The organism is Chlamydia sp. (genome assembly GCF_017472245.1).
In the GTDB taxonomy this organism is placed as follows: domain Bacteria; phylum Chlamydiota; class Chlamydiia; order Chlamydiales; family Chlamydiaceae; genus Chlamydia.
Genome location: NZ_JAFUQR010000008.1, coordinates 171696 through 182786, shown reverse-complemented (window position 1 = coordinate 182786; position 11091 = coordinate 171696). Strand labels below are relative to the sequence as shown.

Genomic DNA, 11091 nt, shown 5'->3' with positions numbered 1-11091 from the left:
CTCGAAACTTACGCATTAGGCTCTGCTGAATCTTCCTGCTGTTCTTCTGTTTTTTTTCTAAGTAAAGAAGAAAATAATGCTCGCAAAGAAAATCGAGAAACTTCCCTGCCCATAGCTGAAATACTTTCTGTTAAAGGTAATTTCTTTGGGCACACGCGTACACAATTATGTGCTTGCCCACAGCCTTCTATTCCTCTATTTCCCATAAGAACCCGTAGCCGACTTTCTCGACGTTTCTCTCCGGAATAGGAGTTAAAGTAGCGAGCCTGAGCAATAGTAGCAGGTCCCATAAAATCATTTTTTTCATTAACTTGTGGGCAAGCTTCTGTACAACATCCACAAGTCATACACATAGACAACGAATACCTTAAAGCTTGTTCTTTTTGAGAAACTTTCGGACCAGGACCTTCTCCACTTTTATCAGAAGAAATCCACCCTTGGATCTCTTCTAAATTTTTAAACATGACAGAACGATCAACGATTAAATCACGAACTAATGGAAACTTCGAAAGAGGTGCTAACCTGATCTCCTTATTAGCATTCATATTCTCTCGGATCAATACAGCACAAGCTTGTCTTGGAACACCATTCACCAGCATAGCACAAGAGCCACACACCTCTTCCAGACAAGCTTGCTCCCAAACTATGGGATTCACTCTCTTCCCTTCAGTATTTATAGGATTTTTCTCTATTGCCATGAGAGCGCTAATGACATTCTCTCCTGGATGCAATTCCAGCTCAAAACTTTCCCAATACTGTTTTCCAGGAACACCTCTATAGATATGCAATAGGAATGTCTCTCTCACAATAACCTCTTATATAGGGAATGAAATATTCGCTGGGATATTTGCTAATACAACGTCTTGCGACCCCTTCTGAGTATAATCCCGTAACTCTGGATTAACATGCCGAATATCCACAGGCTTATAACAAATTTCTGGTTCATCTTTGGAGTAGGTTGCAAGCGTTGTTTTTAACCAATTTATGTCATCTCTTTTAGGAAATTCTGGTTTATAATGAGATCCTCGAAATTCGTTTCTTAATAGCGCACCTTTTGTAATAGCTAAAGCCAGTTCTAACATCGGCTCCATTTGACGAACAAAATGAAACGTTTTGTTTGCAAACCGAGAAGAATCATGGACCGCCACTTTTTTCATTCTTTCTCTAAACTCTTTTAACTTCTCTAAAGTTTTCGCAAGAGTTTTGTTATCTCTTTTTACTGTAACATTATTAACCATGACTCGTGCGATCTCTTCATGTAAGAAAAATACATTTTCCCCACCTCTACGTGCGAGAATTTCCTGAGAAAGCTCTTCTTCCTGCTGTAAAGCTTGAGTCAAATCCTGCTGTGTACAAAGACTACTACCAAAAGATTCTATAAATCGTGCAGTCTCATTTCCAGCAACTAATCCTGCATATATACAGGCTAATAAAGAATTTGCACCTAAACGATTCGCTCCATGATATTGAAAATCGGACTCTCCACAGTTAAAGCATCCTGGGATATTCGTCATGTGTCGATAACGGTCATCGCGGTCTATATCATCACTCGCAGGCCAATCTACCCAAGCACCTCCCATGGAATAGTGGACCGCAGGAAAAATTCGCATAGGGACTTTTTTAGGATCGTCTCCTGTGAATTTATGATATATATCTAAAACGGCTTCTAGCTTATTCAGAGTCTCTTTAGGTAAATGCGTGACATCGAGAAATACTTCGTAGCGTCCTTCAATTCCTAATCCTGCCTCACAAACTTGTAAAATAGCTCTGGCTCCCACATCTCGGCTAACTAAATTCCCATAAGCAGGGTACATTTCTTCTAAAAAATACCATGGCTTACCCGTCTTTCCACAAGGGCGGAGAGAACCATCTGGAAAAACGATCGTTTTTGATGAACATCCCGGCACCCAAACTCTGCCCCCTTCTCCTCGAACTGATTCGGATATCAACCGCAGCTTATCAATCCCAGGAATTGCCGTAGGATGGATTTGAATAAATTCTGGATTTGCATAACGCATTCCCTGCATAAACAATCGCCCATTAGCTGCTCCCGTACAAATGGTCGAGTTTGTAGACATTTTAAAAATTACTCCTAAACCACCTGTGGCAATTACTACTGCATCTCCTTGGACAACCTCCAAGCGATTATTGAACAAGTTCATCACAATGACACCACAAGCTCGTCCCTCCTTATTGGTAATCAATCGAACGAACTCATGATTTTCTTTTTTGATGATCTTTCCCTGACATTCACGACGACGAACTTGTTCGTCCATCGTGTACATCAATTGCTGTCCTGTAGATGCTCCGCAAAATACTGTACGATGGTATAACGTCCCTCCAAAACGACGCACATCAAGATTTCCATGCTTATCACGATTAAATGGACAACCAAACCTATCCAGCATATGGATAATACGCGGTGCAGTTAAACACATTTCCAAAACAGGTGGCTGATCTGCTAAAAAATCCCCTCCTTTTATTGTGTCGTAGGCATGAATATACGGAGAATCATTCTCTTCTTTTAAATTTAAAGCTGCATTAATCCCTCCCTGAGCACATACAGAATGAGATCTCTTGACTTTTGTTAAAGAAAACAACTCTACTAAAACACCCCGATCTGCAAGCTGCATAGCAGCTGAGAGCCCAGCAAGTCCGCCTCCAATAACAATCACTCGACAACGCTTATTCATCATAACAAATACATATTCCAAATTACGCTAACACCCATAGCCATCACGATACACATACCGATATAGCATAAGATTTGACACACACGTAAATTCCGAGAGGAAACAATGATTCCCCAACGCGCTAAAAACGTCCATATTCCATTAAATCCATGAAAAGCCGCAGCTAAAACAAAAAGTGTGTAGAAAAGCATCATCCACAAAGATCCTAAAACATTTCTCACAGCATAAAGGAAAGCTTTTCCTGCCTCAGGCGTGAATATATAAGCTTTTTGAGACGAAAACAGCGCACGATCCTTTTCTTGTAAAAACTGTTCCGTAATTTGAGGGCCTCCATCAGCAAAAGGAACATTCATGGTAAAAAATCCAGTGGTTCCTCTCACGACAGAGGAATAACGAGCAACATCGAAAGAGACGGCATAAAAAGTTTTCCCCTGGATATTCACCTGAATGGGGTACAAAACGAATCGAAATTGTATAACGTGAAATACTAAACCTATTAGCAAGATCCAAGCGGTAACTCTCTGTAATGTATAAGCAAGATTCCTTCCATAACGTAAACAAGGAGTTTTCTGATCAGAAGAGAAAAAATTCTCTTTACTACGCAATAGATAACCTAATCCAATGACAGAATGTATTCCTAAGGGCAGGGCTAAACAGGTAATCTCAATTATTTTCAACCCAGGAATCTTATGAAACATATTCACTAAGGCAATAAATCCTTGGCTCTTAGCTAAAAAAGAAGAAGCTAAGGCATTTGTAAAGAGATGTTCACACAAAAACAGTGTGAACACACATCCTGATATAGAATGTATACAACGCAGGATAAACTGCTTATAGGAAAACTGTCGTGCAACCTCCCTCTTCATTTGGATCCCTCCATGTTCCTTGTTTTCCTATTTCTCATCTTAAAAGTCTTTCGAATCCTTAAGCATTCAAAATGACGTTAACAAAAACTATATCCGTATCTCTTCAATCGAAAGACTTCCTACCTTTAAGCCCCTCTCAACCACCTTTGCAAATTAGTAGAAACAGCTTCTTGTAGCTCATGTAAAGTGATTCCCTTGATCTCTGAAATCTGTGTTAATGTGTAAATAATATTGGCAGGCTCATTTCTTTTGCCACGAAGAGGAGTGGGAGCTAGGTAAGGAGCATCGGTCTCTACTAATAATCGTTCTAAAGGAATTTCTTTAACAAGGTCTTGTAATCCTCGCGCATTTTTAAAAGTTACAATTCCACTAATAGAAACATACCAGTCTCGAGCGAGCAATTCTTTAGCTTCTTCTTGAGTTCCTGTGAAACAATGCAACATCCCAGGCTTAGCCCGCATATCCGAACAATACACATGATCTAAAATATGGAAAAAATCCTTGAAAGCCCCTCTGCAATGGACAACAAGAGGGAGCTCATGCTGTAAAGCTAACCTTAAATAACGCTGCAGAACTGCCTTCTGTTGTTCTTGTTCGGATTCTTGCACAGCAAACAAATAATCAAGACCAACCTCACCAATCGCTGCAAGCTTACCTCCCTCTGCAGCACGACAAAATTCTTGAAAATCTTCCTCTATATCCTCCTGAGCATCTTGCGGTGGAGTCCCTGCTACGTGATAAAAAACCCAAGACGGATATTTATCTGCGTAAACAAACGATCGCTGCAATTCCGTTTTTGTCGTCGTTACATTCACAACCCGCGTTACTCCTGCCGTTTTACCTCGTAAAACGATTTCTTCAAAATCTTCTACAAACTCCTCACATGAGAGATGGACATGTGCATCGACTATCTCCATATCTTCCTCCTAAGCAATCCTTCTTGATCAAGAATCATGAAGGAAAAAGCCCTTTTAGAGAAAAATTTTCTGCTTGATGAAACGGATTTCTATTTAGAAAATATCGTTTCTTCCAAAATCTTCTGTGATAATCTCTCTGGAAGAATCACCGGAGCACTACTCCCTGAAGGATAATACACATAAGAAGGTACACTTGCTCTGCCTAAACGCGCCAACTCTTCCGTAATTCGTGGATCTTTCTTCGTCCAATCCGCTTCTAGAGTTACGATCCCCATACTAGCAAAAGATGGTGCATTTGCATGAAGAAGAAGCTTATTCATCTGACAAGTTAAACACCATTTTGCTGTAAAATTCACAAAAACAGGAATTCCCTTTTCTCTTAAACTTGCGAGTTTTTCTGGAGAAAAGGATTCCCACTGCGCATTTTGAACCGCGGGAGTATCATTATCGAAATAACGGACGCCTACAGACGCAATAACGAATGAACCGATAATACAAAAAATAAACGCGGTAGAGGCTAAAAGTCTGCGCCTATGGGGAGACACAGGGGTTCCCCAACGCCCTAAAATCCATGCTCCAATAGAAGATAGCCACAATCCCATAAGTAGAATTGTGACCGCTGTTGAACTTGTCTCTACCCCAAAAATCCAAATCAACCAAGTTGCTGTCGCTAGCAACATAAACCCTGTCAGCTGCTTAAATGTATTCATCCAAGGTCCTGGCTTGGGTAAAATTGCCAACATTTTTGGAAAAGAAGCGAACAACAGATAGGGACTTGCCATTCCCAATCCTATCGCAGAGAAAATAGCTAACTGTTTAACGAAGGAGATTGCCATAACTAACCCGAAAACAGAACCTAAAAAAGGTCCCGTGCAAGGAGTTGTCACAAGAGTTGTTAACATCCCATTGAAAAAGGCTCCCCAACGCTGGTGCTTCCTTGCAGAAGCCCCACCCTCTTCTTGAAGTTTTTCTCCTAAACTTAAACAGATCATCCCCATCTCAAAAACACCTAATGAACTAAGTGCAAATAAGAAGAAAATGATGACCAAAACAGCAACAAACATTGGCTCCTGCAGCTGGAATCCCCAGCCTATGTTTTGCCCAAGAAGTTTCAAAAGAAGAGCAAAAATCGCGAGCCCCCAAAAACTAGCAACAGCTCCTAAAGTAAACCATATCCCACTGATAAAAGAAGAAGAATGATGATCTGCTGCAGACTTAATTAAACTAAACACCTTGAGAGTAATCAAAGGCAAAACACAAGGCATAATGTTTAAAAGTATACCCCCAACAAATGCCATAAGGAGAATGGAAAAAAATCCCCAGCCTAAAGTAGAAAATTGCTGTACTTGATCACTCTTAATCTGATACGAAGCTACTACCTTCCCGGCATCATTTGTGAAAACCAGAATTCCAAACAAACGATTCCCCTGGGGCATCTTACCTTCAGGATATTTCAATTGCCATACACGCGTATGTTCTCCTTCCGATAAAGCTTTTTCAGCACAAGCAAAATCTCGCGTACTTTCTGCAATAAACCAAGCTTTTGTTGCCGCATCTGATTTTCCCTCTTTCACAAGAACATTCAAGCCATCCGGATGATGAGAAATCGTAATAGCAGCATCCAAAGGCTTTGGTTGTGCTGCTAAAGAACGAGAGAAAGCCAATCCTTCTGCACTGTTAGGAATCAAAGGGCCTGGACCTACTGGCAACACCAGAGTCCTTAGAGAAGAGCCTGGGATGCAAGCTTCTCCACAAGATAGCCACTCCACCTGAGCTTTTATCTCTAACTGATCAATAGTTAGATTTTTAGAAACACGAACATCAGCAACAATCATTGTAGAATGTTTATAACCAAAGTAAACAGTCCCCGCCTCTTCAAAAACTTCCGGCGTAGGCCAATGTTCCTCCAATAACTCGCAACCTTGAGGTAAAGTCCATGAAATCCGTAAGGGGATCCCTAGTTCCCCAGGGTTTTTCCAATAAATATGCTCCCCTTCCGGAATAGCAATAAGTACTCCAATACGAAGAACTGCACCCTTCACAGCTTGCTCGCTTTCGCTTACAAGCTCCACAGTCGGAAGCGCTCTCTTACTATTTTCTTCTACACAAAAACAAGAAGCTCCACTCAACAGAAAGCAAAGAAAAAATCTCCACCATTGCTGAATCATAAACACCGCTCTCCTCTGGTTTAGCAAAGTACGCAACAACAAAAAGGTTATTTGCGTTCCTGCAATAAATGACATACCAAAAAGGATCTTGGTTCTATACCAGAAATTTGTTAGGATCACCTAGGAACTCGTTGGTTTGGTCTATGTCCTTATGTTCCAACTTATCAATAATCCTATTATCCAATCCTTTCAGGATGCTGATCTTTTTGGAAAGGTGATTTTCCTCTCCTTACTTGCACTTTCGATATGCACGTGGACGGTCCTTCACCAAAAACTCACCATTCAAAAGAAATTTCTAAAATCAGGGAAATCTTTAAAAGAGTTTTTAATAAAAAATCGCCATTCTCCTCTTTCTTTGGACATTCATCCAGAATCTACTCCTTTTACTGATCTCTACTTCACAATTAAACGAGGTACTCTCGAGCTACTAGATAAAAACAGGCAATTAGCGCCTGAACAAAAGCCCCTACTCTCTGGAGAAGATATTCAGTCACTAGAAACACTTTTCCATGCCGTAATGCCTAAATACAGAGCTCTTTTGAACAAAAATAATTTTATTCCAGCAACTACTATTAGTCTGGCTCCTTTTCTAGGATTGCTGGGGACTGTTTGGGGAATTCTACTCGCTTTTGCTCACATCAGCTCAGGACAAGCCAACGGAACTATTATGATGGAGGGCTTGGCTACTGCCCTAGGAACAACGATTGTAGGATTATTTGTGGCTATCCCTTCTCTGGTAGGCTTTAACTATCTCCGAGCACACGCCTCTCAAGTTTCTCTTGAAATTGAACAAATTGCTTTCCTACTACTCAATTCTATTGAAGTCAAATATCGACAAACAAGCCTATGAAACGCTTCTTTTACGAAGATCAAGAAGAGGATCCTAGCGTCAATCTTACTCCGCTCATTGATATTGTCTTTGTCATCCTCATGGCATTTATGATCGCTATGCCTCTTATCAAAATTGATACACTCTCCCTAGCTCCAGGATCTTCTTCTCATCAGTCTCTGGATCAACAGTCCTCCTCTAGAGCAGAGATCAAAGTTTTCCGTAATTATACCATTACGCTTAATGACTCTCCTCTCTCTATACAAGAGCTTCGCTCTCAGCTTGCTATTATTCATACTCAATATCCCAACACAGTTCCTTTACTCCTGCAAGATGGCGACACGACATTTAAATTGTATCAAGAAATCAAATCGACCATTGAAGAAGCCGGATTTCAAGAACTTCACATTGCTTTAAAGAATTAGCTATGTCTAGATCTAAATACTTTCCTTTCTTTTGTGCTTCTGTTGCTATACATATCGGTCTTGGAGGAATTCTCGTTTTTTCTTCTCCTCAGAAGCAAAAACCTCAGTTGTGTTCTTTTAAAGAACGTATAGTTTCCTTACCTGCTGAACCTAAAATAGCTAGTCAAACACCAACTTCTTTCAAACGCCCATCTCAAAATTCGACTCTATCCCCGCAAACACCTAAAACAGCACAAAATACACCATCTCCTAAGAAACCTCCTCTATCTAATCCTACACCGCCACCTAAACCACCAAAGTCATCTCAAAAACCTTCTCCTTCGTTAGAAAAAAAACAGGCAGCATTAAAAAAACTTGCTCAGCTAGCAAATCAACTTGCTGAGGAAGCTGAATCCCAACAATCCCATCTTGAACATTTTTCTTGGCCTACCCAAGTACAGATCTCTGCAGAAACCTTGTCTTATCAGCAAGAAGCGTTTTGTGAGCTATTTCAACGGTATGTGAGTCTTCCTTTCCCAGGAGAAGTACGGATTAAACTTGAATTTTCTAAAGAAGGATTGCTGTTAAACTGTTGGATTTTATCCACTATTGGTGATGCTGATAAACAGCATATTCTCAGACAAATTCAACAAATTCCTTTTCAATCTTTCTTTAATACATACAAAACCTCGAAAAATATCGTTTTTCATATTAGACTGCAGGGAGATTCTGCTTGATGAAAGGTTCTGTTGTGTTTCTCCGTTCTTTTCTCTGTCTGCTCTGTTTTTTCCCTTCCATGATTCATTGTGAAGATTTAGAAATTCATGTACGAGCGGAAACTTCTCTTGTCCCGGTAACGGTCGCTTTACTTTCTTCGCCCAAAGATACACGACAAAATCCCTACCTCCTCTCTTTACGAGACTTATTCATTCGAGATTTAGCCTTAGGGGACCTATTAGCACCAACAAGAGAACCTGCTCCTCTCGCTGTTATTATCGAATCTTCTTATCCAGAGCTGACATTTTCTCTAAAAAGAGATGGAAAAGACGTTCAAAAAATTTTTTCTTTAGAACTTTCTGGAGATCCTTCTAAAGACCATCCAGTCATTCATGGCGCTGCTGATCGCATTCACTTTCTTCTTACTCGGGTTCCAGGAATTAGCTCTGGAAAAATTATTTTTTCCTTGTGTTCAGCCAGCTCTTCCACAGAATTAAAACAAGGAGAATTATGGTCCGTCGATTACGACGGACAGCATCTCTACCCTCTTACTAATGAACATTCTTTATCCATCACTCCAAAATGGATGAATATTAGCCATGTTCCTGCGTATGTTTATGTCTCTTATAAACTAGGAGTTCCCAAGCTTTTCCTCAACACGCTCAATCAGTCTTCTGGGAAAAAAATCCTTGCTATGCAAGGGAACCAATTCATGCCGGCCTTCTCTCCTAAAACTAAGCTCTTAGCCTTTATTTCCGATCGAGATGGTAATCCCGATCTTTTTGTGCAACCTTTCTCACTGGCTACAGGAGCAATTGGTTCACCTAAAAAACTTCTCAATGAGAGCTTTGGCACACAGGGAAATCCTTCTTTCAGCCCTGACGGCTCGCGTCTTGTATTTGTTTCTAACAAGGATGGAACACCTCGCATTTATCAGATGCAGATCTCTCCTGAGCAACATCCTCCCCACCTACTTACAAAAAAATATCGAAATAGCAGTTGCCCAACATGGTCTCCTGATGGTAAAAAAATAGCTTTTTGTTCAGTGATTAAGGGTGTTCGTCAAGTTTGTGTGCATGACCTAACCACAGGAAGAGATGAGCAGTTAACAACGTCTCCGGAACACAAAGAAAGTCCTTCTTGGGCAGCAGATAGTAATCACCTTGTTTATAGTGCGGGATCTTCCAACACTTCCGAACTATTTCTACTGAGCCTAATTACCAAAAAAAGTAAGAAAATTGTTATAGGATCAGGAGAGAAACGCTTCCCTTGCTGGGGAGTATTTCCTTCACAACACATAAAGAAAGCATCATGAGAAAGACTATTTTTAAAGCGTTTAACTTACTACTCCCCCTTTTCTTCCTTTCCTCATGCTCTTATCCTTGCAGAGATTGGGAACATCATGGGTGCGACTCAGCAAGACTTCGTAAGTCGTCTTTTGGATTTGTCCCTTTTTATTCCGAAGAGGAATTTCGACAAGCTTTTGTCGAAGACTTCGATTCCAAGGAAGAACAGCTCTACAAAACAGATGCTCAAAGCACTTCTTTCAGAAATATCACCTTCGCTACAGATAGCTATTCTATTAAGGGAGAAGATAATCTGACTATTCTTGCAAGCTTAGTTCGTCATCTACATAAATCCCCTAAAGCAACCCTGTATATAGAAGGTCACACCGACGAACGCGGAGCGGCAGCTTATAACTTGGCCTTAGGAGCTCGTCGTGCTAATGCCGTGAAACAATACCTCATAAAACAGGGGATAGCTGCAGACCGACTTTTCACTATTTCTTATGGTAAAGAACACCCTATTCATTCTGGTCATAACGAACTAGCCTGGCAACAAAACCGTCGTACTGAATTTAAAATCCATGCTCGCTAATTGCTTATTCCTTATCACTGTCCTCATAGGATCTAGCTATTCTGCTTACGGCGCGGGGAAAGCGCCGTCTTTGCAAGTGATTCTTGCAGAAGTGGAAGATACTTCTTCCCGCTTACAGTCGCATCAAAATGAGCTAGTTATGATCTCTGAGCGGTTGGATGAACAAGATACAAAAATCCAGCAACTTGCTTCAGCTCAAGACGGTAAGCTTCCTCAGCAAGTTCGTCAACTTGAGACGGATCAAAAGGCCTTGGCCAAAACATTGGCTGTTCTCGCACAATCTGTCCAAGATATCCGAGCATCTGTACAAAATAAGCTACAAGAAATTCAACAAGAGCAAAAAAATTTAGCACAAAACCTGCGGGCTCTTCGGAACTCTTTACAAGCTCTTGTTGACGGCTCGTCTCCAGAAAATTATATGGATTTCTTGGCTGGAGAAACACCAGAACATATTCACATTGTTAAACAAGGAGAAACTTTAAGTAAAATCGCAAGTAAATACAATATCCCTGTCTTAGAATTAAAAAAACTTAATAAACTAAGTTCAGATACTATTTTTACAGATCAAAGAATCCGTCTTCCGAAAAAGAAATAGCGGCTCTTTCTAGATAATAAACAA

At 40.5% G+C, this 11091-nt stretch carries 11 protein-coding genes; 6 read left to right on the top strand and 5 right to left on the bottom strand.

Translation table 11 applies throughout. The annotated features are described in order from the left end of the window. Nucleotides 1-8 precede the first annotated feature (8 nt). The 5 genes from sdhB to IJ490_RS03840 all read right to left on the bottom strand — a co-directional run bounded on the left by sdhB (nt 9) and on the right by IJ490_RS03840 (nt 6644). Nucleotides 9-806: a succinate dehydrogenase iron-sulfur subunit gene (gene sdhB / locus IJ490_RS03860; protein WP_291894377.1), complete on the bottom strand. Its 798-nt coding sequence runs from the start codon at nt 804-806 to the stop codon at nt 9-11. Nucleotides 807-815: 9 nt separating this feature from the next. Continuing rightward, nucleotides 816-2696 carry a succinate dehydrogenase flavoprotein subunit gene (gene sdhA / locus IJ490_RS03855; protein ID WP_291894374.1) on the bottom strand — a complete coding sequence of 627 codons (1881 nt, stop codon included), beginning with the start codon at nt 2694-2696 and terminating at the stop codon, nt 816-818. Beyond that, nucleotides 2693-3199 (bottom strand): succinate dehydrogenase, encoded by a 507-nt coding sequence (locus IJ490_RS03850; RefSeq protein ID WP_291894714.1) that lies wholly within the window; start codon nt 3197-3199, stop codon nt 2693-2695. Before IJ490_RS03850 ends, sdhA begins: the two co-directional genes overlap by 4 nt. Nucleotides 3200-3684: 485 nt before the next feature. Beyond that, entirely contained in the window at nt 3685-4476 is a 792-nt protein-coding gene (locus tag IJ490_RS03845) for a TatD family hydrolase (protein ID WP_291894370.1), read from the bottom strand. 89 nt (nt 4477-4565) lie between these two features. Beyond that, nucleotides 4566-6644: a thioredoxin family protein gene (locus tag IJ490_RS03840; protein ID WP_291894711.1), complete on the bottom strand. Its 2079-nt coding sequence runs from the start codon at nt 6642-6644 to the stop codon at nt 4566-4568. A 151-nt stretch (nt 6645-6795) separates the two neighbouring features. On the opposite strand from IJ490_RS03840, the gene IJ490_RS03835 reads away from it, so the two are divergent. The 6 genes from IJ490_RS03835 to IJ490_RS03810 are packed head-to-tail and all read left to right on the top strand — an operon-like array spanning nt 6796 to nt 11067. Then, on the top strand, nt 6796-7494 hold the full coding sequence (locus IJ490_RS03835; RefSeq protein WP_291894367.1) for a MotA/TolQ/ExbB proton channel family protein: 699 nt from the start codon (nt 6796-6798) through the stop codon (nt 7492-7494). Beyond that, entirely contained in the window at nt 7491-7898 is a 408-nt protein-coding gene (locus tag IJ490_RS03830) for a biopolymer transporter ExbD (RefSeq protein ID WP_291894364.1), read from the top strand. Before IJ490_RS03835 ends, IJ490_RS03830 begins: the two co-directional genes overlap by 4 nt. Nucleotides 7899-7900: 2 nt before the next feature. Beyond that, entirely contained in the window at nt 7901-8614 is a 714-nt protein-coding gene (locus IJ490_RS03825; protein WP_291894361.1) for an inclusion-associated protein, read from the top strand. After that, on the top strand, nt 8614-9909 hold the full coding sequence (gene tolB, locus IJ490_RS03820; protein ID WP_291894358.1) for a Tol-Pal system protein TolB: 1296 nt from the start codon (nt 8614-8616) through the stop codon (nt 9907-9909). The genes IJ490_RS03825 and tolB overlap by 1 nt, the downstream gene beginning before the upstream one ends. After that, nucleotides 9906-10472, top strand: coding sequence for an OmpA family protein (locus tag IJ490_RS03815; protein ID WP_291894355.1), 567 nt, complete (start codon nt 9906-9908; stop codon nt 10470-10472). Before tolB ends, IJ490_RS03815 begins: the two co-directional genes overlap by 4 nt. Beyond that, complete coding sequence (locus IJ490_RS03810; RefSeq protein ID WP_291894352.1) at nt 10462-11067, top strand: LysM peptidoglycan-binding domain-containing protein; 606 nt, start codon at nt 10462-10464, stop codon at nt 11065-11067. The genes IJ490_RS03815 and IJ490_RS03810 overlap by 11 nt, the downstream gene beginning before the upstream one ends. Nucleotides 11068-11091: the final 24 nt, after the last annotated feature.

Excerpts from the sequence above, each read along its gene's own strand:
- tolB (WP_291894358.1), top strand. The coding sequence starts at position 8,614 with ATGAAAGGTTCTGTTGTGTTTCTCCGTTCTTTTCTCTGTCTGCTCTGT.
- sdhA (WP_291894374.1), bottom strand. The coding sequence starts at position 2,696 with ATGATGAATAAGCGTTGTCGAGTGATTGTTATTGGAGGCGGACTTGCT.
- IJ490_RS03835 (WP_291894367.1), top strand. The coding sequence starts at position 6,796 with ATGTTCCAACTTATCAATAATCCTATTATCCAATCCTTTCAGGATGCT.
- IJ490_RS03815 (WP_291894355.1), top strand. The coding sequence starts at position 9,906 with ATGAGAAAGACTATTTTTAAAGCGTTTAACTTACTACTCCCCCTTTTC.
- IJ490_RS03845 (WP_291894370.1), bottom strand. The coding sequence starts at position 4,476 with ATGGAGATAGTCGATGCACATGTCCATCTCTCATGTGAGGAGTTTGTA.
- IJ490_RS03830 (WP_291894364.1), top strand. The coding sequence starts at position 7,491 with ATGAAACGCTTCTTTTACGAAGATCAAGAAGAGGATCCTAGCGTCAAT.
- IJ490_RS03840 (WP_291894711.1), bottom strand. The coding sequence starts at position 6,644 with ATGATTCAGCAATGGTGGAGATTTTTTCTTTGCTTTCTGTTGAGTGGA.
- IJ490_RS03825 (WP_291894361.1), top strand. The coding sequence starts at position 7,901 with ATGTCTAGATCTAAATACTTTCCTTTCTTTTGTGCTTCTGTTGCTATA.
- IJ490_RS03810 (WP_291894352.1), top strand. The coding sequence starts at position 10,462 with ATGCTCGCTAATTGCTTATTCCTTATCACTGTCCTCATAGGATCTAGC.